Raw genomic sequence first — 21,594 nt, 5'->3', positions numbered from 1 at the left:
CCAGCATTTGCTGGCGTTTTTTATTCCTGAGGCTAGTGATGACTCGGACTAGCTTGCTTCAGGCACTGACTCCACAGTCGGTGCCATATCGACAATCAGATTATCGATGAGTCTTACCTGACCAAGAAACGCAGCGGCCAGAATCACTAACTGTGATGTGGTATCTGTTGGCATTTGCAATGTGGCTGCATCACGAATGAATATTTCATCCGGCTCAAGCCCGGCAGCTCTTAGCTGATCGTGGGCATCAAGCACCAGGTCGTTAAAGTCACTGCGGCCACCACGTAGTTGGCTGCTGATCCAACGAAGTGTTTTCGCTAAAACGGGTGCGCGCTGTCTTTCATCAACAGTTAGGCGGCTGTTACGCGAACTCATGGCAAGACCGTCCATTTCACGAACAGTCGGTAGACCTATGATCTCAATCGGCAGAGCCAGATCGTCAGTCATTTTTTTGATCAACGCTAACTGTTGGAAGTCTTTCTCACCAAAACAGGCCACATCGGGTTGAACAATGTTGAACAGTTTGGTGACCACTGTGGAGACGCCCCGAAAGTGCCCCGGTCTTGAGTGGCCTTCAAGGATCGAAGAGAGGACAGGCACATCAACCGATGTGTGTTGCTCGAGACCTTGTGGGTACATAATGTCAGGCGTCGGAGTGAAGATAAGCTCTACGCCCTCGTTGTTAAGAAGGGCTGTGTCTTCTTCCAGTGTACGAGGGTAGTTCACCAAATCATCCGCTTTATCGAATTGCATTGGGTTAACGAAAATACTGACAACCACATGGTCAGCCAGCTCTCTGGCCTTTCTGACCAAAGACAAATGCCCTTCATGAAGGTGGCCCATTGTTGGAACGAAAGCGACTTTTTTACCGTCACGACGCCACTTCACTACTTGTTCTCTGATTGGAGAGATATCCGCGACAACTTGCATACGGCAAAGAACCCTTAATTAAACGTGTGGTCTGGACCGGGAAACTCGCCACTTTCTACTTCAGCGATATAACGCGAAACGGCTTTGCGCATATCACCCGTGTCAGTGAGGTAGTTTTTTGAAAAGCGTGGCATGTAGTTGGCAGAGATACCAAACATATCGTGCATCACCAGGATCTGACCGTCAGTAACATTACCAGCACCGATACCGATGACAGGAACATGCACAGACTGGGTGATTTTTTCAGCCAAGGAGGCTGGCACGCATTCCAGCAAAATGATTTGTGCGCCCGCTTTTTCGAGTGCAATGGCGTCTGCCAGCATTTTATCCGCTGCGGCTTGATCGCGACCTTGCACTTTATAGCCACCGAAGACGTTGACGGATTGAGGCGTCAGGCCAAGGTGAGCACATACAGGGACGGCTCGCTCAGTCAGCATTTTGATGGTATCTACCAGCCAGTCACCGCCCTCAAGCTTGACCATGTTTGCACCCGCCTTGATGACTTCAGCTGCACTGAGGCAAGCTTGCTCAGGCGTGGCGTATGTCATAAATGGCATGTCTGCCATCAAAAAGCAATTTGGGCTTCCCGCACGCACAGCTTTGGTGTGGTAGGCAATATCACTCAGGGAAACAGACAAGGTATCGCTGTTACCTTGCAGGACCATACCGAGTGAGTCACCAACCAGCAGGACCGGCATTTCCTGTTGTTCAAACAGTTGGGCAAAGCTTGCATCATAAGCGGTCGCCGAAGCGAATTTCCGCCCTTCCTGCTTCCATGCTAATAAGGTATTAATTGTTACTTTTTTCATCATCTCTCCCTACGCCTGCTTACACGTTGTTTCGGTGATCAGCCAATGACTGTCAGCCCATTTTTATCGGTTACTTCCACCAGTTGGTGAAGAGCACTGCCATCTGGCAGGTGTAAGTCAGGAGCAATTTCGGCGAGTGGATAAAGAACGAATTCTCGCTCCCTCATTCCGTAGTGTGGAACGGTTAACCTGGGATCGTCAATGTTCTCATTCCCGTAAAGCAGGATATCCAAATCCAGCGTACGGGGACCCCAGCGTTCCGCTTTTCTTTCCCGGCCATACTCAAGCTCGATGGCCTGTGTATGGTCCAGCAAGGTGTGAGGAGGCAGCCGTGTGTCCATTGCCACTACTGCATTCACGTAATCTGGTTGGTCGGCAGGGCCCATAGGTTTACTGCTGTAAAGCGATGAACTTGCGACCCATGTAGAGTCTGGTAATAGCTGCAGTGCGCTGATGGCCGACTGCGCTTTCTTTACCGGATCGCCGAGGTTACTGCCAATGGCGATATACACTCTTTTCATGCTTCTTTATTTGCCTGTGGATTTCGGCGGCGCGTTGGACCGCGGCGGCGACGTGGCTTTTTCTTGTTACCTGATGCTTTATTCAGATCTTGAAGCATGGTTTTGCGGCTGTCATTGCCTGCACTTTGGAAAACTCGCCACCAATTCGCCAGCTCTTCCGGCTGGCCACCTTCGACTTCGCCACGCATTTCAAGAAAATCGAATGCGGCACGGAATTTAGGTAGCTCCAACAATTTGAAGGCCCGGTTTCCTGTTCGGCGACCGAGACGCAGTTGCAGTAACCAAATATCACGGATCATTGCAGTGAAACGACGTGGAATTGCCAGCGTTTTCACCTGCTCGTCGATGATGTCGTTTGATGCCACCATAAAGGCATCGTAATAGCTCAGGCCACTCTCGAACGAAATCTCTTCTGCACGAATGGTGACCGGATACCAAAGCATGGCAGCAAACAAGAACGCAGGATTAATACGCTGACCTGATTCAATACGCTTGTCTGTTGAACGCAGGACGATTTCCAGCATTTGTTCTGTTTTGCTGCTCATGTCTTCCGTGAAGTGTTCACAAAGAAGCGGGAACATCGGCTCGAACAAGTCGAGTTCTCTGAGAAGCAAATACGTATTAAGCCCCTGACCGGATTGCAACAGTTTGAGGCTTTCCTCAAACAGGCGGGCCGCGGGAATATCTTTCAGTAAGTGTGCTAGATGCTGGATTGGCGCTTCAGTCTCTTTGCTAATGGTCATATCCAGCTTGGCGGCAAATCTTGCGGCACGCAGCATACGCACCGGGTCTTCACGGTAACGCGTTTCGGGGTCGCCAATCAACCTAACAATACCGTCTTTAAGGTCGGCGACACCGCCTGCATAGTCTCTCACTGCGAAGTCATCAACACCGTAGTACAGGGCGTTGATAGTGAAATCGCGGCGTTGAGCATCTTCTTCAATTGACCCGTACACGTTGTCACGCAGCAACATGCCATCGCTTGATGTCGACGACGTATTTTTTTCTGCATCTGACTGGTGGTGACCTCTGAAGGTTGCCACTTCGATGATCTCGCGGCCAAAAAGAATGTGCGCTAGACGAAAACGGCGGCCAATTAGACGACAATTTCGAAACAGCTTTCGGACTTCTTCCGGTGTCGCATTGGTCGCGATATCGAAGTCTTTTGGCTCTTTATCGAGCAAGAGATCGCGAACACCACCACCAACAAGATATGCCTTGTAGCCGTTTTTATTTAAACGATAGAGCACCTTCAGCGCATTTTCGCTGATATCTTTACGTGATATACCGTGCTCATCGCGAGGGAGCACCAATGGTACAAGCTCACTGAAATTACGCTCATTGTCTTTCAGATTTAGAACCTTGCGGCAAAAGCTGGTAACTCGATTAAAGATAACTCACCTCGTTTATGACAGGTCAGGCAATAAAATGACGGCATATAGTACATCAAGCCGCCACATTTTAGAATGCCGTGATAACTTCGGTCTCAGTTGGTAGTTGAGACGGGTCCCAATGTTGTATGGCCAATTGTAAAAGTTCACTGGCTGGCGCACCCGTTAATGCAGCGGGAATTGGCACATTTAAGAATGCCAATGCTGCTTCAAGTGCAGGCCCGGGATTCTCATCATTGATGGCCGGTGCATGATTTTGCTTGGAAAGTTTGCAGCCTTTACTGTTTAGGGCCAATGGCAAATGAAGATAGCTGACATTATTAGCATTGAGCTTTTGATAGAGTGAAAGCTGCCTGCCTGTCGGCTCAATCATGTCAGCCCCCCTAACGACTTCGGTGATGCCTTGCTCAATGTCGTCAAGCACCACTGCCAAGTTGTAAGCAAAAAGATTATCTCTGCGCTTAATGATGAAGTCTTCCGTAGCAAATTCAGCGTCGAGCTGTATTTCGCCGTGGCGAAGATCAGTAAACGCGGTCACAGGCGTATCGATTTGGATGCGAACACCAGAGCCTTCAGGCCCCAGAGTGCGATGACGGCAGGTACCGCGATAAATACCACCGCTATCACGTATCTGACGGCGCGTGCACTGGCAATAATAAGCATCGCCAGAAGACAGCCATTGATCTATCTGGCTTTGATATGCCTCGGATCGGGAGCTTTGATACATGACACGGCCATCCCAGTGAAGCTGATAGGCCTCAAGGGTGCGTAATATCGCATCGGCGGAGCCGGGGACTTCACGGGGCGGGTCTATGTCTTCAACGCGCACCAGCCATTTACCGCCACAGGATTTGGCCTGCAGGTAACTGCCCAGTGCAGCGACCAGAGATCCAAAGTGAAGTGGGCCAGACGGCGATGGCGCAAAGCGTCCGATATAATGACTTTTCTTCATAGCTATTTAACAGAAAAGGGAGCGACAGCTCCCTTTTGTATTCACTCGCGATATAGCGTGGCTGTTAGCCTGCCATTTGTTTTTCTTTGATTTCGGCCAGCGTTTTACAGTCGATACAAAGATCAGCTGTTGGGCGCGCTTCCAGTCGGCGAACGCCGATTTCGACGCCGCAAGAGTCGCAGAATCCAAAATCATCATCTTCGAGGCGCTGAAGCGTCTTATCAATTTTCTTGATCAGCTTGCGCTCACGATCGCGGTTACGTAATTCAAGGCTGAACTCTTCTTCCTGAGCAGCACGGTCTACAGGGTCAGGAAAGTTGGCCGCTTCATCCTGCATATGGTGAACGGTTCTATCTACTTCTTCCCTGAGCTGATTGCGCCACGCCTGGAGGATCTTACGGAAATGCTCGACCTGCTGGTCGTTCATGTATTCCTCGCCCGCCTTTTCCTGATAGGGTTCTAACCCGGCAATTGCCAGGATGCCCAGCGATTTCTTTACTTTGCTTTCTGGCATTCAGCGTTCTCCTAAATACACTTTGACCTACTCGGTCAAAAGAGGGCGGTATCTATATCAGAAAGCCTATGGGTAGGCAATCTTTGTTTTGTGCTTATCAGACCCAGCGTGAGCATAATTGCAAGATTCTCAAAAATGAGAGAATGGCACGACGGATTTTATGCTCATCTTTTGGGATGTAAGCTCGGCCTTGCAGCAGATTATCTCAACACCTGTTTGCTCTGCCTCTATAAGCAACTGATTATAGACCGCATCTATATGTTTTGCCGCAGAAACCCGATTTATTCCAGAATGAAGTACTGCAAAAACGAGTACTGCACGTTTACCTTCCGTCACGAGCGCGGCGAGCTCGCGGAGGTGTTTCTGGCCTCGGGTTGTCACTGCATCTGGGAAATATCCCTGACCATTGTGCTCCAGAAGCGTGACACTTTTTACCTCAATATAGCAGTCTTTACGGCCTTTAGACTTTAGCAAGATGTCTATACGGCTATTTTCCTGTCCATATCGAACTTCAGTGTGTAACTCTTCGTAGCCGTTGAGGCCCTCAATGCGTTGCGCTTTTATGGCTTCCATCATGAGCTGATTGGCTCTGACGGTATTAACGCAAATCATTTGTCCCTCATGGGTCTCAGTTAGTTCCCAACTGTTCGGGTATTTTCTTTTTTTGTTGTCAGACGTCGAAAACCAGACGGTATCACCGGGCTCTGCACATCCGGTCATGGCACCTGTATTGGCGCAGTGAATGGTTCTCGTACTGTTATCAGGTAGTTGTATGTCTGCAAGGAAGCGTTTATATCGGCATAGTAAAATTGCAGATTCGAGCGGTGGATCAAATTTCACCAATGTGTCCTTCGTTCAATGGCCAGTGCTGAAGACACTGGTAACGTGCCCCTTTCCTTTCTGGATCAGGCTCTGACACAAATAAGCCAAAGCGTCTGAAGGTCAGGGAAAGCGGTTTAACAGAAATGGGTTGAGGTGTTGATGCGTTCCTCAAAAGTGTAATGTGCGGTACGTAAGCCTGTTCAAATTGTTGGCCCGTGATAGATGCACTCAATGATTGTAAGGTGTCTGCGAGCGACGTGAGACCGGGGGCGGGATCAAGACCCAGCCACACCGCACCTGGTTTGTCGAAATACCCCACCTGGCTGGTCATTGTTTCAATGATACCTGCTTTGATGGATGTCGCCTGTTTTCGCAGACGACTTGTGTGCTGTGCGCTGACATTTCCGAGAAAGGCGAGTGTGAGGTGGAGGTTATTATCTTGAACCGGCTTCCCTGCCTCGGATAACTGAGCTTTGAGAGCTACGATCTCTTTTCTGGCGCTCAGATTTTGCTTCTCTGCCAGATCCAGTGCAAAGAATAATCTTGGCATGCGCTGCCCCATTCCGTTGTGATTTTGTTTAAAATACCCATCGTTAAGTTTTACACAAAGGCGCACACATTGTCACAACTGCCCATAGAAACCGTGTTGGATGATCTCTTTCAGGGGATAACAAAGCGAGACAGACTCATTGTTAAGGCACCTCCCGGTGCAGGAAAGTCAACAAGACTTCCTCTTGCGCTTCTTGAGCGCGATCTTGTGGCGGGGAAAATTCTGATGTTAGAGCCTCGTCGTCTGGCCGCGAGAAATATCGCAAATTACCTCGCTTCACAACGCGGTGAGTCACTGGGTGAGACCGTGGGTTTGCGGGTGAGGGGAGAAAGCCGCACCAGCAAACAAACACGGCTTGAAGTTGTAACAGAGGGGGTGCTGACAAGAATGGTACAGGACGACCCGGAGCTGGACGGCGTGTCGCTGATCATCTTTGATGAATTTCATGAACGAAGTATTCAGGCGGATGTATCACTGGCGTTAGTACTCGATGTACAGCAAGGGTTGCGTGATGACCTCAAAGTGATGTTGATGTCAGCAACGCTGGACGACGATGCATTGCTATCTTTGTTGCCTGATGCTGCAGTCATTACCTCAGAGGGGCGCTGTCATCCCGTCACCTATGACTACATGCCAGTGTCTCGTCAAAGAGGAATCGGCTCACCAAGTTATGAATCGCTGGTGGCTGCAGAGGTCAGTAAATTGATGCTCGCCCAATCTGGCTCTGCATTGGTGTTTCTTCCCGGCGTCGCTGAAATTAAGCGTACGGCGGATGAGCTCAAAACTCGTGTGTCAGAAGATGTGTTGATTTGTCCGCTCTATGGCCAGCTATCGCCGAAAGAACAGCAACAGGCGATTGCACCGTGCGAGAGTGGAAAGCGTAAAATTGTGCTGGCGACTAATATTGCCGAAACCAGTCTGACCATCGAGGGAATTCGCTTGGTCGTTGACTCTGGCCTCGAACGTGTGGCGAGGTTCAACCGCAAAACGGGGATCACCCGATTGGAAACCGTGCAGATTGCCCGTTCTTCCGCCATTCAGCGCGCGGGTCGAGCAGGGCGTATTGAAGCAGGCCACTGTTTGAGGCTCTACGGCGAAGATAACTTTCAGCGCATGCGTGCAGTGCCAGAGCCTGAGATCGTGACCAGTGATTTAACGTCGACAGTGCTCGAACTGGCACAATGGGGTGCAACGCCAGATGAGTTATTATGGCTTGATTCTCCGCCTGAGTTGCATTGGACACAAGCCAGCGCGTTATTGGTACAGCTTGGCCTGCTTCAGGAAAACCAAACACTCACAGCAATGGGGCGAGCGGCGCATGCATTCGGCACAGAACCAAGATTGGCTGCCATGCTGGCATTTGCGAAAAAATGCGATGATAAGGCTGCACAATCCACTGCGTGCTGGCTGGCCGCATGGTCAGAAGAGCCTTTACGTGGTTTCCGTGAACCTGATTTAGCCAAGCACCTTGTTGCTGTTTCACGCCAGAAGGGTAATCAAGCCCGTCGTGCAAGATATTTTGCAGAGAAACTGGGTTGTTCATTGTCATCAGATATGGCCTTTTATTGGTTGCCTGTACTGGCTTCCGTGGCATGGCCTGACCGAGTTGCCAAAGCAAGAGGTAACGATGGTCGATATCAACTTAGCAATGGTCATGGCGCTGAACTTGAACCTGACCATCCCATGACGGGCGCTGACTATCTTGTTGTTGCCGATTTGATGACAGTCAAACAGGGTAACAGTAAAATTTTCGTGGCGGCTGAACTTGATATCAGTGAGCTTGAAAATGAACGCAGTGAACTGTTTACGGATTTTGAATGGGTCGACTGGGATGACAACAAAGGGCGAATCATTGCCGAGCGACAGCGACGATTAGGTCGGCTAGTTGTTGATAAGACGGCGATAGCTTCACCGGATCAGAGCCGGATAACCGACGCCTTGCTTTCAGCGGTGAGGCGAAAAGGGCTCTCGTCACTTTCGTGGAATACCAAAAGCGAAAGTCTGTTGACGCGAGCACGCTGCGCTATGAACTGGTGTATTGGCCCGGATCTGCCTGATATCAGTGACGATGGACTGCTTGCTCAGTTGGAGACATGGCTTGCGCCCTTCATGGTCTCTGTGACGCGTTGGTCCCAGATGAATAAGATTGATTTGAATGCCGCGCTTGAGGCGTATATCGGCTGGGAAGCGGCAAAAGACATTGACCGACTGCTCCCTGAAACGTACAAGGTACCGACAGGATCTGGCTACCGGATACGCTATCAAGTAGGACAAAAGCCCGTGCTGGCCGTCAGAATGCAGGAAGTTTTTGGTGAGGCGACGTCTCCCACCATCGCGGACGGTAAAGTCACATTGGTGTTGGAATTATTGAGCCCCGCGCAACGCCCCCTGCAAATCACTCAAGACTTGGCGGGTTTCTGGCAAGGTGCCTATCGTGAAGTGCAAAAAGAAATGAAAGGACGTTACCCCAAGCATGTCTGGCCTGATGATCCGGCAAACCATGTCGCGACCAATAAAACCAAGAGACATTTTAAGCAGTAGCCACTTTGAATTAAGCAGTGTAAATGTTGACAATTTTTAAGCATACCGCCCCCGGAACAACGGGAAGAGGCAAGAGTGGAAGTGGAAAAACAGGTGCCAAAAAAGCACCTCGAACTACCAAGAAGAAAACGACCACCAAGAAAACAAGCCGTAGAAAAACGACCAAGAAAACACCGTCAACTGGCAGACGCTGGTTCAAGCGACTCGCGCTGCTGAGCGTCAAACTTGGTTTATGTGTCTTTGCCGTGATGGCGCTGTTTGGTATTTATCTCGATAGCAAAATTAAGGCCCGTTTTGAGGGGCAATTGTGGTCGTTACCTGCCGTTGTTTACGGGCGTGTCCTGCATCTTGAGGCCGGGGATGCGGTTAGTATTGCCAATTTGAAACAAGAGCTCGGCCTACTCAATTATCAGCGTGTTTCCACGCCGGTAAAGCCCGGACAATACTCGGCTTCTTCAACCCGTATAGAAATTATCCGCCGCCCCTTTGCCTTTGAAGAAGGGGCTGATCCTGCCCGTCATGTGATGATCAACTTTGATCAGCAAAGTGTTTCCTCTTTGAAAGACATGAAGTCTGGTAAGCAGCTTGGTTTTTTAAATATTGAACCGAGATTACTTGGCATGATGAACACCAAAGGGGAAGAGCAACGCTTATTTGTTCCCCGCGAGGGTATTCCCGAGTTTCTGGTTGATGCTTTGCTGACAACGGAAGATCGTGATTTTTATCATCATGGCGGTGTATCTCCTGTTGCTATCGCGCGGGCGATGGTCGCTAACCTGAAATCGGGACGCACGGTGCAGGGAGGTTCAACCCTGACCCAGCAACTTGCAAAGAACATCTTCCTGACGCGTGAAAGAACCCTGTGGCGTAAGATTCAGGAAGCCTACATTGCTGTCATTCTTGATTACCGCTACAGCAAAGACCGGATACTTGAGGCCTACATGAACGAGGTATATCTTGGGCAGGCGGGTGGCAATGCGGTGCATGGCTTCCCGCTTGGGGCGAGACTGTATTTCGGCAGACCCATCAATGAGTTGAGTATCGGTCAGCTAGCGATGCTGGTGGGCATGGTAAAAGGCCCGTCCTATTACAATCCGAGACGTTATCCCGAACGCGCTATCAAGCGACGCGATCTGGTTTTGAAATTGATGATGGAGCAGGGGATCATCACTGCAAAAGACTACGAAGTCGCTGCATCGCGTAAGCTCGGTATCGAGAAAGAGGTGGGGATCACACGTAAACAGCCTGCTTATTTCGAGTTGTTACGCCATGAAATCAATGAGCGTGTCGGTAACCAGTTTACGCCCGGTGTCGGTTTAAGGGTGTTCACCACTCTGGATCCACTATCACAGCAGCTTATCGAGCAATCTGTCGTCAGCACGGTTTCCAAACTGAAGAAAAAGGCAGGGAAAAACTTACAAGCTGCGGCTGTTATCGCTGACAGGCAAAGCGGTGAAATTCGCGCTATGGTTGGTGGAAGTCGTCCCGGGTATGCAGGGTTCAACCGAGCCTTGAACGGTAGCCGTCAAATTGGCTCACTGGCTAAGCCGCCAGTGTTTCTCGCGGCCTTGTCCGAGCCGGACAAATACAACCTGATGACACCACTGGATGATAACCCTCTGAGCCTCAACAGCGATGGCACAGTATGGGAGCCCAGAAACTACGACCGTAAGTTCCGCGGACAGGTTCCACTGATTACAGCGTTAGAGAAATCCTACAATATTCCAACAGTCAATCTTGGGCTGGATATCGGTTTGAACAAGGTGATCAGCACCATGGCAGATTTGGGTGTTGATCCAGACCAAATCACCCGGGTTCCTTCTTTGCTGTTGGGGGCTTTCACTTTAACGCCGATGGAAGTCACTCAGATGTATCAGACCATTGGCAGTGGCGGTCGCAAAGCGCCACTGACGGCCTTACGTTCTGTGGTGACACAAGAAGGGGATGTGCTATATCGCCACTGGCCCAAGTCGCAGCAGGTTGTGCCGTCTCAGGCGAGTTGGCTCACCGTCTATGCGATGAAAAAAGTGGTGACATCGGGGACTGCGCGAAAACTGAATGGATCACTTGGCTGGGCGGCGCTGGCAGGTAAAACAGGGACTACAGACAACAACCGTGACAGTTGGTATGTCGGTATTGACGGGCGTGAAGTGGTGACTGTCTGGTTAGGGCGGGATGATAACAAATCAACGGGGTTGACAGGATCGTCGGGGGCGTTGCCCGTATACGCCGACTACATTAAACGCCGTGAGCCACAGCCCCTGGCCTTAACTTGGCCAAGTCAGTTGACGACGACGCTTACCATGTTGAAAAAGGAACCTATGTGCCGGACTGCGACAGTCAGTTAACGCTTCCGGTATGGGATGCTGAGGGCAAATGGAAAAGTTATTGTAAAGGCGGGCCTGTTGGCTGGCTTGAACGTCTCTTCAGTGGGTAAGTCGTTGTTAATAAGGAGCCTCGCGTCAGCGGGGCTTTTTTTCACCTTGGCAAACCGCAGCTGTTTTCAGTCGAATTGATTCCAGTAAACTCGCTTCTTTAAATCATCGCCTTCAGGTAACCCATCTTAGTCGGCCCCATGGCTCTCGATTTGACATCGCGAACAAGTTTGGGTGCTGTCGGCTGTATTTACGTCGTTTTGTTAAATAACAATATCGATGATTCCTTTTCACTTTCGCTCCTAAAGTACGGCGTCTACACGACTGGATAACGACGTTATTTGCATCTCCAGTTGCATCTCTAAAAAGCAACAGAAAAACAGTTCATTCAAAAAAGAAACATTTTGCTCACAATTGCTACACTTTACAAAAGCGTGAGGTTGACAATTCATTTTTTAATTCTTCGGGAAGCATACAAATGAGCGTGTCTTTGGGCGATCAGGTAGACATTTCACAGGTGTTGGCCTTGAAGGAACGTTTTCAAAACGAATTGAGTGAAAACAGTCGCGGTCTGACAGTTGTCGGTGGAGAGGTGGTCCGGGTAGACACCCCAGGGCTTCAACTCCTGCTCTCAGTAAAACGTCACTGTGAACAGAATAACGTCGATTGGCAATGGGAGTCGGTGTCCGATGAACTTGTTCATGCAGCAGGAATACTGGGACTGACTGAAACGTTAGCGATGAATGGCTTTCAATAGTGATAACTATTTCAGGGTGAGTATATGCAAAAAATATTAGCGGCGGATGATTCAGTCTCGATCCGTCAAATGGTCAGCCACACATTAAAAGAAGCCGGCTATGTTGTCGAAACTGCCAATGATGGCGCTGATGCTCTGACCAAAGCCAAAGCTAGTCAGTACGACGTAATTATTTCTGACGTAAACATGCCAAATATGAGTGGTCTTGAGTTCGTCAAAGAAGTCCGGACTGTTCCTCAGTACAAATTCACACCAATTCTAATGCTCACTACCGAATCATCCGTGGAAAAGAAATCTATGGGTAAAGCGGCCGGGGCAACAGGCTGGATAGTGAAGCCATTTAACCCTGAAACCTTGTTGAAGACTCTGCAAAGAGTTCTCTAATTGCCTGTGGAATAGGAGTTAGTCATGGCTTTGGACATGGACCAGCTACGCAAGATTTTCTATCAGGAATGTCGGGAAAATCTTGAAACCTTGGAGCATGAACTGCTGGCTCTGGACCCAGATTCTGAACTGGATTCCGAGGCCATCAACTCGATCTTCCGCGCTGCACACTCTATCAAGGGTGGCGGTGCCACTTTTAACTTAAATGAAATCAGTATATTTACCCATGATATGGAAACATTGCTTGATGAGGCGAGGGAGGGTAAACGGAAACTTGACGCCTATTCGATAGACCTGCTGTTGAAAGGAGGTGACTGCATACACAGTATGTTGGTCGCCTACGAGACTGATACTGATTTCGACCATGAACTGAGCGCTTCGCTCACCAAGCAATTTGAAGAACTGCTCGCTGGTGAGTCGCATTCAGATGAGGACGCAGCAAGCAATGCCAGCATCGATGCATCGGTTAATGAAGAAAGCTTAGAGAACTCGAGTGGTGATTGGGTGATCCTGTTCAAGCCGGAAAAAGACATGTTCTTTACCGGCAATGATCCCGTTCGCATCCTGAGAGAGTTTTTTGATCTTGGCGCAGACTGCACCATTGAGTGTATTGCTGATGAGCTGGTGGATTTTGCCGAACTTGAACCCGAGATGTCTTATCTCTCTTGGAGGGTGACGCTTGAGGGGCATATCGACGAGGCCAGTATTCATGAGATTTTTGAGTGGGTAGAGGACGAGTGTGAATTATCGATCACCAGAGAATCTGGTGGCGATAGCGCACCAAGTTGTCAGGAGTCAGATGTCATGCCTGAGAATCAACAGTCGGACAGTCAACACGCAGAGGGCGCAGTAACCAATGACGCGCCAGGGAAAGAAGCCAAAGCCGAGGTAATGACAGAGGCTGCGGCCAGTGATACTAAGCGCAGCAAAGCGCCGGCAAAAGCTGACGCTGTGTCGTCAATACGGGTAGAAATCGACAAAGTTGATAACTTGATCAACTTAGTTGGACAGCTGGTGATCACCCAATCCATGTTGACCGAGCTTGGCCAGAATTTTAACGAGAATAAGCTTGAACGTTTGCAACTTGGGCTGGAGCAACTTTTGCAGAACACTAAAGAGCTCCAGGAGAGTGTGTTCAACATCAGAATGTTGCCGATCAGTTTCGCGTTCAACCGTTTTCCTCGCCTTGTCAGAGATCTCTCCTCACAGTTAGGCAAGTCGGTTGACCTTGTTGTCGAAGGTGAAAAAACAGAGCTGGATAAAACGGTCCTTGAGCGGATCACTGATCCTCTTGTGCATTTAGTCAGAAACGCCATCGACCATGGACTTGAGCCGCCAGATGTCAGAAAAGAAAAAGGTAAACCGGAAGAAGGAAAGGTCTCGCTTAATGCTTACCACCAAGGCAGCTCAATCATCATCGAAGTAAACGATGACGGCGCTGGGCTAAATAAAGAAAAAATTTGGCAAAAAGCTCGCGATAAAGGCCTGCTCAGTGCTGATATTCAGCTCAGTGACGTGTCGGACAACCAAGTTCATAACCTGATTTTCGCTCCCGGATTTTCAACTGCAGAAGTCATCTCTGATGTTTCAGGCCGTGGTGTGGGCATGGATGTGGTGAAACGAAACATCGAGGAGCTGGGCGGTCACATCGCGGTTACTTCTGTTCCTGATGAAGGCAGCACGTTCCGCATCAGTCTTCCATTAACACTGGCAATACTTGATGGCCAACTCGTCAAACTGGGCGATGAGGTGTACGTGGTGCCACTTATCTCAATCATCGAATCGCTGCAGATTGAACCCAAACGCGTCAAGGTCGCCACGGGAGGCGTCGAACTCTATCGTCTGCGTGACGAGAACATTCCTATCCTGCGATTGAAAGAGGAATTCGGGCTCGGGGAGAGTGGCGATCTTGATCATCAACTTCTCTGTCTGGTTGAAGCAGGTGGCACACGCATTGGCCTATTGCTCGATGAGATGCTTGGGCAACAACAGGTGGTGATCAAAAGTCTCGAGTCTAATTACGCCAGAGTCAGTGGTATTTCTGGCGCAACGATCCTTGGTGATGGCTCGGTAGCGCTTATTTTAGATGTTCAGGGGCTGATGACAGGTTTTCTGAATAGGGTGAAAGACATAGCTGCATAGGTGAAAACATGACTGAACAAGCTGTAGCGGACCCGGAAGTTGAAGAGTCAGTAAAAAGCGATGAGGTTCGTCTTCAGGGATCCGATTTCCTGAGTTTTGATTTAGCTCATGAGCTATACGGCGTCGATATTCAGGCCGTTGTGGAAATTCGGGTCTGGGAGCACCCAACACCATTGCCAAATTCGCCGGACTTTATCTGCGGCGTGATCAATCTGCGTGGAATGATCGTTCCCGTGATGGATTTGCGCCTCCGTTTTCACGTCGGTAGCGCCGATTATTTGCCAACCACTGTCGTGCTTGTACTGAAAACAGGTGATGAAAACGGCGAAAAGATCATGGGTATTGTGGTTGATGCCGTGTCAGATGTCGTGGATCTCGGGGAAGACAACCTTTTACCGCCGATAGGTGATTCAGAAGTGATGCCTTTCGTTAGCGGCTTACTGAATGTAGATAGCCAGGTGATGAGTCTGCTGGATGTAGACGCCCTGCTCAATATCGATGGTTTGATTTAATAAGGAGGCACCCATGGCTGAGGTTGCCAAAGAGTATCTGAGCTTTTTGATTGACGAGGACGAGTATGGTGTCCACATCCTTGATGTAAAAGAAGTTCGGGGTTGGTCAGCAGAGGTCAGGAGCCTACCAAATACAGCCAGCTATATGCTGGGTGTTCTTGAATTACGTGGCGAATATATCCCCATCGTTGATTTGAGGCAACGACTGGGTATGACGGCTGCGGTACTCAATAACACCACGGTCGTGGTGATTGTGAAGAATGAAGAAGAGCAGTCGTTGGGCATCATTGTTGATGCTGTGGCTGAGGTATATCAACTGACGTCAGAGCAAATAAAGTCGGCACCTGGCTACGTAAAGATCGACCAAAAGCTCATTGACGGCATTGCATCTGTTAACGGGCGTCATGTGGTGTTAATTCACCTTGATCAATTGTTTGATTTTGACGAGCTACATAGTGTGGCTCAACCGGATATGAGTGCAACCTAACTCAACCCGTGGGGGAACTGAGAATGTCGTGGTGGAACAATAATTCAAAAAAAGAAGATGATGCAGGCGAACTGTCTAAACATCTCGCGTCTGCATTAAATGGTGCTCAGACGGCTCTGATGATGGTCGACAGAGATTTAAAGGTTTTTTATGTAAATGAAAAATCTGTAGAGTTGCTTGCGATACATGAAGAGCTTTTTCAAACGCTGGACCCTTCATTTCGCGCATCGCGTGAGTGGATCATTGGTCAGTGTATTGACATTTTTCACAAGAATCCGGCGCATCAGCGCGGGATTTTGGCTGATCCCAATAACATGCCCTATGAAACTGAGATCAACGTGAAAGACGTCAAACTGCATTTGGTCGTAGGTGCGATAAAGGACGAGCAGGGCAATTACATCGGCAATACCTCGAGTGGGAAGACGTCACTGAACAGCGGGTGCGTGATGGTGAGCGGGCCCGTCTGCAGGCAGCCATTGATCAGTCATTAACAGCGATGGTGATGATCAACCGTGATTTTGAAATCACGTATATGAACCAAGAAACCCTGAAGCTGTTCGAACTTCATGAAAGCGCATTCCGTAAAATTTGGTCAGGTTTCAGAGCGACGCCAGACTGGTTGATGGGTCGCTGTATTGATGAATTCCACACCAATCCAGCCCATCAGCGTGAGTTGATGTCGAACCCTGCCAACTTGCCATACAGAACCGATATCACCATCGGCGAGCTGATTGTTGAACTCAACGTATCGGCGATTGTTGACAGTGCGGGTAATTATCTCGGCAATGGCCTTGAGTGGCGTGACGTGACAGATGTGCGAGCACAAGAGACCAAGGTGGGTCGGCTTGTCTCCGCAGTAGAGGGGATGACGACCAATATTATGATGGCCGATAAAAACGGCATCATTCAATACTCTAATCCTTCACTGAGAAATATGTTGAAGAGCCGGGAGAGTGATCTACAGAAACTCTTTCCCGGGTTTAATGCCGACAAACTTGAAGGCGTTAACGTTGATATTTTTCACAAAAACCCCGCGCACCAACGTGAAATCTTTTCTAGCCCAGAGCGCATGCCGTTCACTTCTCATATCGCTGTCGGTGGCCTTGAGTTTGATCTTACCTGTATCGCGATGTACGACGCCTCAGGTACATATCTAGGACCTGCACTTCAATGGGAAGACGTTACACAGCAAAATGCAGGCCAACGTGATGTGCAAAAACTGATAGCCGATGCATCGTCCGGTGTCCTTGATTCTCGTATTGATACAAGCAAGTACACGGGCTTTATGCAGAATTTAGGTGAAGCCATTAATGGGCTGATTGATAGCATTGTTGAGCCGCTTAATCAGTGTCAGGGCGTGATGAGTAAAGTCGCTGAGGGCGATTTAAAAGTCGAGATGCCTGATAACTACCAAGGTGATTTCAAAGCCCTGAGTAATGCGGTGAACAGCTCGATCAACAATTTGCGTGACATGGTTGGCAAGATCACGGCTTCCTCGACAAAAGTTGCCTCGGCATCAAATGAAATTGCGGAAGGTAATGGTGACCTTAGTGAGCGCACCGAAGAGCAGGCTGCGAGTCTAGAAGAAACCGCGGCAAGCATGGAAGAGATGACAGCGACGGTCAAGCAAAATGCTGACAGTGCCGAAGCTGCCAATAAACTTTCTGACAATGCCAGCACCAAAGCTCAGAAGGGCGGAGAGGTTGTCAGTCAGGCTGTTTCTGCGATGGGTGAAATCAATCAGGCCAGTAAGAAAATTGCTGACATCATTGGTGTGATAGATGAGATCGCTTTCCAAACCAATCTGTTAGCGCTTAATGCGGCAGTGGAGGCAGCGCGAGCGGGCGATCAGGCCGTGGTTTTGCTGTGGTTGCAGGCGAAGTACGTAGCTTGGCGCAACGAAGTGCGGGTGCTGCAAAAGAAATCAAAGATCTCATTAAAGACAGTGTTGAGAAAGTGTCTGAGGGATCGCGTCTTGTTGATGAGTCGGGTGAAGTACTCAACCAAATTGTTGATGCGGTTGCCGAAGTGTCCACATTGATTTCAAACATCAATTCTGCGAGTAAAGAGCAAGCAACGGGCATCGACGAAATTTCGAAAGCCATTGAAAAAATGGACGAAATGACGCAACAAAATGCGGCCTTAGTAGAGGAAGCGACGGCAGCGAGCCAGTCCTTGAGAGAAGAAGGTAAAGAGCTCCTTAACCTGATTAATTTCTTCCAAGTCGATGAATCTGCTGCGATGTCGGAAGAAATCCGCACGCCCTCGATCAGGAAGCGCGACACCTCCTCAAAAGCGACTAAACCGCCAGCAAAAAGAAAAGTCTCAGCCAAAAGAAAAGAAGAGCTGGAAAACAAGGCTGAGCTAAATGAAAGGCGGAAAAAAGCGGCTGATAGAGCAGAGGCTGCGCGTAGTAAGGCGAAGGTCAAACGGGTGGCTAACAGTGACATTGTCCAGAATGAACACCCCGATGACGAGTGGGAGGAGTTCTGACTTTGAGCCTATTGAAATCACTTAATCGTTCAGAAAATAACAGAGAAGTCAGGGAGTTTTCTTTTTCTGAAGCTGATTTTGATTTCATTAAGCAATTCATGCTCAAAGAAACGGGTATCAGTTTAGCGGATCGAAAGTATTCTATGGTTTACGGGCGCCTCGCCAGACGGTTAAGGCGCCACGGTTTTTTTAACTTCAAAGACTATCTTCGTCTGGTAGAAACTGACCCTGAGGAACGAGTCGCCTTTATTAATGCGTTGACCACCAACAAAACGCAATTTTTCCGTGAAAGGCACCATTTCGATTTTATTACCAATCATCTGATCCCCCAGTGGCAAGATCAAAACCAACGTCATGTCCGAATTTGGTCAGCAGGTTGCTCTACAGGCGAAGAGGCGTATTCCATCGCGATCACTCTCGCTCTTTCAGATATTGGTGACACTGCAGAATGCCGGGTAATGGCGACAGATTTAGATACCCACGTGCTGGGGACAGCCAGAGATGGGATGTACAATGTCGAGGCATCGCGATCCATTTCGATTGATGCGCTAAAAGTGGGCTTTCAGCGAGGTACAGGCAGTAAACAGGACTTGATGAGAATCAAACCTGATGTGAAGCGACTGGTGACGTTTAAACAATTGAACCTAATGACAAAATGGGACCATAAAAACAAGATGGACGTTATCTTCTTTCGTAACGTCATGATTTATTTTGATCGGAAGGTTCAGCAGCAACTCCTACAGCGCTTTTATGAACAACTCCGACCCGGTGGCGTTCTGCTCATCGGTCACTCAGAGAATATCGGCGATATGGGGCAGTACTTTGAAAACCTCGGCCAGACAATCTATCGCAAGCTCTAACACAGGCATTTTCATTGTGAATGTAACTATTTATGCATAAGGTTCTCGAACTAAGAGGCCACCCCAAAGGGGCGAGTGTATCCCGCTATTTCTACCCTAGTCTCCAGAAAATGATGGTGAAAATTCACCCGGGTGAAGTGTACGTGACATCAGATGATGAGTTGATAGGGACGGGGCTAGGTTCATGCATTTCCGCGTGTATTTGGGACCCGGAAATCGGTATTGGCGGTATGAACCACTTTATGCTGCCTCTCGGTACCAGCGAAGATATTGCTGAATGGACGCCTACACAGTGGCGCTCCCGAGCGGCGCGCTATGGCAATTATGCGATGGAGTTACTGATTAACACCTTGATACAGCAGGGTGCAGAAAAACACAGATTACAGGTAAAACTTTTCGGTGGCGGTGTGGTAATGGGGCAGTGTACTGCCGTTGGGGAAAAGAACATTGCGTTTGCCATTGACTATGTCACAAGCGAAGGTCTGGTATTGGTGAGTAATGACCTCGGTGATGATTTTCCAAGAAAGCTGATTTTTGAGCCTAAGACGGGCAAAGCCTGGGTAAAAAAGATGCGAAGTTACAAAGGTGACGTCCAAAGGTTTGATAAAAAATACCAGCGTACTTTGCAGAGTCCGAAAGTGGATTCGGGCGACTCGGAGCTTTTCTGATGACAAGAAAGCGTAAACTCAAAGTACTGGTTGTTGATGATTCCGCTTTATTCCGCGCGTTGCTGACGGAGATATTGGATAGCGATCCCACCATTCGGGTCGTGGGGGCTGCCGAACATCCCTATGAAGCCCGTGAGATGATAAAAAAGCTCAAACCGGATGTCATCACCCTGGACGTTGAAATGCCAAAGATGGACGGGGTTCAGTTTCTTCGCAACCTGATGCGCTTGCACCCGTTGCCTGTGGTCATGATTTCCACACTGACAAATCATGGTGCGGATGTCACCCTCGCAGCCCTTGAGATTGGGGCCGTCGATTACCTTCCCAAGCCAAAGAAGAATGTTGCTGGAGAGCTTGAAGGTTACCGTGATGTATTGATTGAGAAAGTGAAAACAGCAGCAGGGGCCAACCTTGACGCTTACCATACAGGCCGTGGTGCTCAACCTACTAACCTAGATGTTTCTCGTCGCCGTTTTGATGTCAACGGTGTTGATGTGATTGCTATCGGTGCATCAACAGGCGGCACGGAAGCTGTGAAAGTGTTACTGGAAAATATGCCGGCAAAAATGCCACCTATTGTGGTAACCCAACACATCAAATCGGTGTTCAGTCGTTCGTTTGCAGAGAGGTTGGACAAAGAGTCCGATCTTCACGTCGAAGAACTGACAGCCAAGCAAGCCCCCTTGGTGCAAGGTAGGGTTTATGTTGCACCGGGCGACAAGCACATTGAGGTTATCAAAAAAGGTAAGCGGTACTACTGTCGTCAGAATGATGACCCGCCTGTGATGAGGCATAAGCTTCTGTCGATATTCTTTTCAGTTCTATCGCAAAAGCGGCAGGGGAAAGAGCCATTGGGATTTTACTCACCGGAATGGGAAAAGACGGCGCATCAGGCATGCAGATGATGCATGAAAAAGGTGCATTAACGATCGCACAAGATGAAGCCTCTTCCGTCGTGTGGGGAATGCCAAAGGTTGCTATTGAGTTAGGCGCGGTCGACCACGTCTTGCCACTGAAAAAAATCACTCCATTTTTGGTCGAGCAGTTTTACTGTTGAAACCGTTCATCCCAGTATTCGATGGTCTGCTCAGGAGAAGCCGCTTAGGTAGAACCGCTGAGGCAGGGCAATCGGGGTAGGGGCATAAGGTGGAACCGCCCAGGTGGGGACGCCGAGGTCAGCGACATATTGATGCCTTGCATCAACCATTCAATTTATTAGGCAGCAGAAAGAAAAAAGCCCCGGTCTTTTGATCAGGGCTAGAAAAGTGGCTCCCCCTGCTGGGCTTAACGGGGCCGCCGAGGTCAGCGACATATTGATGCCTCGCATCAACCATTCAATTTATTAAGCAGCAGAAAGAAAAAAGCCCCGGTCTTTTGACCAGGGCTAGAAAAGTGGCTCCCCCTGCTGGACTTGAACCAGCGACATACGGATTAACAGTCCGCCGTTCTACCAACTGAACTAAGGGGGAACAGTAAGCTTTTGTAAGCTTAGTTGTCATTTTTGTTTTCACTCAATAAGAGCGGCATGTTCCTGACAACGGAGCGAATTAAAACGGTTTTCGCGTTTTTAGTCAATCCGTTTTTTGATAAAAAATGTTTGTTTGTTCTCTTTTTGACTGATTTGCCTCGTTTTTCATCATTTTATTCCTCAACGTCGCTTTGGCACTGGAAATAGCAGTCTAAATATTCTTTCAGGCGGGTGCGGTCTGGAGGAACTTCGCTTTGTGTTTTTGTAGAGAGAGCATGAAAAGGTGAATCGAGGATTGGCACCGGACGTTAACATCAAAAGCCAGAAACGAAAAAGCCCCAGTCTTTCGACTAGGGCTTAAATAGTGGCTCCCCCTGCTGGACTTGAACCAGCGACATACGGATTAACAGTCCGCCGT

16 protein-coding genes, 1 tRNA gene and 3 pseudogenes are annotated in these 21,594 nt (G+C 49.0%); 11 read left to right on the top strand and 9 right to left on the bottom strand.

The window, feature by feature from the left end; all coding sequences use genetic code 11:
• Nucleotides 1–48: 48 nt before the first annotated feature.
• The 8 genes from panC to thpR form a co-directional block, all read right to left on the bottom strand.
• Nucleotides 49–930 carry a pantoate--beta-alanine ligase gene (panC, locus tag CS022_RS15305; protein WP_129123032.1) on the bottom strand — a complete coding sequence of 294 codons (882 nt, stop codon included), beginning with the start codon at nucleotides 928–930 and terminating at the stop codon, nucleotides 49–51.
• Nucleotides 931–944: 14 nt separating this feature from the next.
• Entirely contained in the window at nucleotides 945–1,739 is a 795-nt protein-coding gene (panB, locus tag CS022_RS15300) for a 3-methyl-2-oxobutanoate hydroxymethyltransferase (protein ID WP_129123031.1), read from the bottom strand.
• A gap of 38 nt (nucleotides 1,740–1,777) precedes the next feature.
• Nucleotides 1,778–2,260, bottom strand: coding sequence for a 2-amino-4-hydroxy-6-hydroxymethyldihydropteridine diphosphokinase (gene folK / locus CS022_RS15295; protein ID WP_129123030.1), 483 nt, complete (start codon nucleotides 2,258–2,260; stop codon nucleotides 1,778–1,780).
• Nucleotides 2,257–3,654 (bottom strand): polynucleotide adenylyltransferase PcnB, encoded by a 1,398-nt coding sequence (gene pcnB / locus CS022_RS15290; protein WP_129123029.1) that lies wholly within the window; start codon nucleotides 3,652–3,654, stop codon nucleotides 2,257–2,259. The genes folK and pcnB overlap by 4 nt, the downstream gene beginning before the upstream one ends.
• Before the next feature lie 67 nt (nucleotides 3,655–3,721).
• Nucleotides 3,722–4,603, bottom strand: coding sequence for a tRNA glutamyl-Q(34) synthetase GluQRS (gluQRS, locus tag CS022_RS15285; RefSeq protein WP_129123028.1), 882 nt, complete (start codon nucleotides 4,601–4,603; stop codon nucleotides 3,722–3,724).
• 64 nt (nucleotides 4,604–4,667) lie between these two features.
• Nucleotides 4,668–5,117 carry an RNA polymerase-binding protein DksA gene (dksA, locus tag CS022_RS15280; RefSeq protein WP_129123027.1) on the bottom strand — a complete coding sequence of 150 codons (450 nt, stop codon included), beginning with the start codon at nucleotides 5,115–5,117 and terminating at the stop codon, nucleotides 4,668–4,670.
• 129 nt (nucleotides 5,118–5,246) lie between these two features.
• On the bottom strand, nucleotides 5,247–5,957 hold the full coding sequence (gene sfsA, locus CS022_RS15275; protein ID WP_129123026.1) for a DNA/RNA nuclease SfsA: 711 nt from the start codon (nucleotides 5,955–5,957) through the stop codon (nucleotides 5,247–5,249).
• Nucleotides 5,947–6,489: an RNA 2',3'-cyclic phosphodiesterase gene (thpR, locus tag CS022_RS15270; protein ID WP_161569651.1), complete on the bottom strand. Its 543-nt coding sequence runs from the start codon at nucleotides 6,487–6,489 to the stop codon at nucleotides 5,947–5,949. Before thpR ends, sfsA begins: the two co-directional genes overlap by 11 nt.
• Nucleotides 6,490–6,558: 69 nt before the next feature.
• Between thpR and hrpB the strand changes: the two genes are divergently transcribed.
• From hrpB to CS022_RS15210, 11 genes and pseudogenes are all read left to right on the top strand, one after another.
• Entirely contained in the window at nucleotides 6,559–9,030 is a 2,472-nt protein-coding gene (hrpB, locus tag CS022_RS15265; protein WP_129123024.1) for an ATP-dependent helicase HrpB, read from the top strand.
• A 23-nt stretch (nucleotides 9,031–9,053) separates the two neighbouring features.
• Nucleotides 9,054–11,467: pseudogene (gene mrcB, locus CS022_RS15260) on the top strand (penicillin-binding protein 1B).
• A 416-nt stretch (nucleotides 11,468–11,883) separates the two neighbouring features.
• Nucleotides 11,884–12,162 carry an STAS domain-containing protein gene (locus tag CS022_RS15255; RefSeq protein WP_129123023.1) on the top strand — a complete coding sequence of 93 codons (279 nt, stop codon included), beginning with the start codon at nucleotides 11,884–11,886 and terminating at the stop codon, nucleotides 12,160–12,162.
• Between the two features lie 24 nt (nucleotides 12,163–12,186).
• Nucleotides 12,187–12,546: a response regulator gene (locus CS022_RS15250; protein WP_129123022.1), complete on the top strand. Its 360-nt coding sequence runs from the start codon at nucleotides 12,187–12,189 to the stop codon at nucleotides 12,544–12,546.
• A gap of 24 nt (nucleotides 12,547–12,570) precedes the next feature.
• Nucleotides 12,571–14,688 (top strand): chemotaxis protein CheA, encoded by a 2,118-nt coding sequence (locus CS022_RS15245; protein WP_129123021.1) that lies wholly within the window; start codon nucleotides 12,571–12,573, stop codon nucleotides 14,686–14,688.
• Between the two features lie 8 nt (nucleotides 14,689–14,696).
• A complete protein-coding gene (locus CS022_RS15240) occupies nucleotides 14,697–15,200 on the top strand; it encodes a chemotaxis protein CheW (RefSeq protein WP_129123020.1) in 504 nt (167 codons plus the stop codon).
• A 13-nt stretch (nucleotides 15,201–15,213) separates the two neighbouring features.
• Nucleotides 15,214–15,687 (top strand): chemotaxis protein CheW, encoded by a 474-nt coding sequence (locus CS022_RS15235; protein WP_129123019.1) that lies wholly within the window; start codon nucleotides 15,214–15,216, stop codon nucleotides 15,685–15,687.
• 23 nt (nucleotides 15,688–15,710) lie between these two features.
• A pseudogene (aer2, locus tag CS022_RS15225) lies at nucleotides 15,711–17,952 on the top strand (aerotaxis transducer Aer2); the annotation flags it as partial.
• Between the two features lie 230 nt (nucleotides 17,953–18,182).
• Nucleotides 18,183–19,040 (top strand): CheR family methyltransferase, encoded by an 858-nt coding sequence (locus CS022_RS15220; protein WP_129123017.1) that lies wholly within the window; start codon nucleotides 18,183–18,185, stop codon nucleotides 19,038–19,040.
• A gap of 32 nt (nucleotides 19,041–19,072) precedes the next feature.
• Entirely contained in the window at nucleotides 19,073–19,708 is a 636-nt protein-coding gene (locus CS022_RS15215; protein WP_129123016.1) for a chemotaxis protein CheD, read from the top strand.
• Nucleotides 19,708–20,765 (top strand): annotated as a pseudogene (locus CS022_RS15210) (protein-glutamate methylesterase/protein-glutamine glutaminase). The gene CS022_RS15215 and the pseudogene CS022_RS15210 overlap by 1 nt, the downstream one beginning before the upstream one ends.
• A 336-nt stretch (nucleotides 20,766–21,101) precedes the next feature.
• Here the strand turns inward: CS022_RS15210 and CS022_RS15205 are convergent.
• A tRNA-Asn gene (locus CS022_RS15205) sits at nucleotides 21,102–21,177 on the bottom strand.
• Nucleotides 21,178–21,594 lie beyond the last annotated feature (417 nt).

This window comes from Veronia nyctiphanis, from assembly GCF_004116385.1.
GTDB lineage: Bacteria > Pseudomonadota > Gammaproteobacteria > Enterobacterales > Vibrionaceae > Veronia > Veronia nyctiphanis.
This window is presented reverse-complemented; position numbering and strand designations above follow the sequence as displayed.

Coding starts and splice junctions, on each gene's coding strand:
- panC (WP_129123032.1), bottom strand. CDS start 930: ATGCAAGTTGTCGCGGATATCTCTCCAATCAGAGAACAAGTAGTGAAG.
- panB (WP_129123031.1), bottom strand. CDS start 1,739: ATGAAAAAAGTAACAATTAATACCTTATTAGCATGGAAGCAGGAAGGG.
- folK (WP_129123030.1), bottom strand. CDS start 2,260: ATGAAAAGAGTGTATATCGCCATTGGCAGTAACCTCGGCGATCCGGTA.
- gluQRS (WP_129123028.1), bottom strand. CDS start 4,603: ATGAAGAAAAGTCATTATATCGGACGCTTTGCGCCATCGCCGTCTGGC.
- dksA (WP_129123027.1), bottom strand. CDS start 5,117: ATGCCAGAAAGCAAAGTAAAGAAATCGCTGGGCATCCTGGCAATTGCC.
- thpR (WP_161569651.1), bottom strand. CDS start 6,489: ATGCCAAGATTATTCTTTGCACTGGATCTGGCAGAGAAGCAAAATCTG.
- CS022_RS15255 (WP_129123023.1), top strand. CDS start 11,884: ATGAGCGTGTCTTTGGGCGATCAGGTAGACATTTCACAGGTGTTGGCC.
- CS022_RS15250 (WP_129123022.1), top strand. CDS start 12,187: ATGCAAAAAATATTAGCGGCGGATGATTCAGTCTCGATCCGTCAAATG.
- CS022_RS15245 (WP_129123021.1), top strand. CDS start 12,571: ATGGCTTTGGACATGGACCAGCTACGCAAGATTTTCTATCAGGAATGT.
- CS022_RS15240 (WP_129123020.1), top strand. CDS start 14,697: ATGACTGAACAAGCTGTAGCGGACCCGGAAGTTGAAGAGTCAGTAAAA.
- CS022_RS15235 (WP_129123019.1), top strand. CDS start 15,214: ATGGCTGAGGTTGCCAAAGAGTATCTGAGCTTTTTGATTGACGAGGAC.
- CS022_RS15215 (WP_129123016.1), top strand. CDS start 19,073: ATGCATAAGGTTCTCGAACTAAGAGGCCACCCCAAAGGGGCGAGTGTA.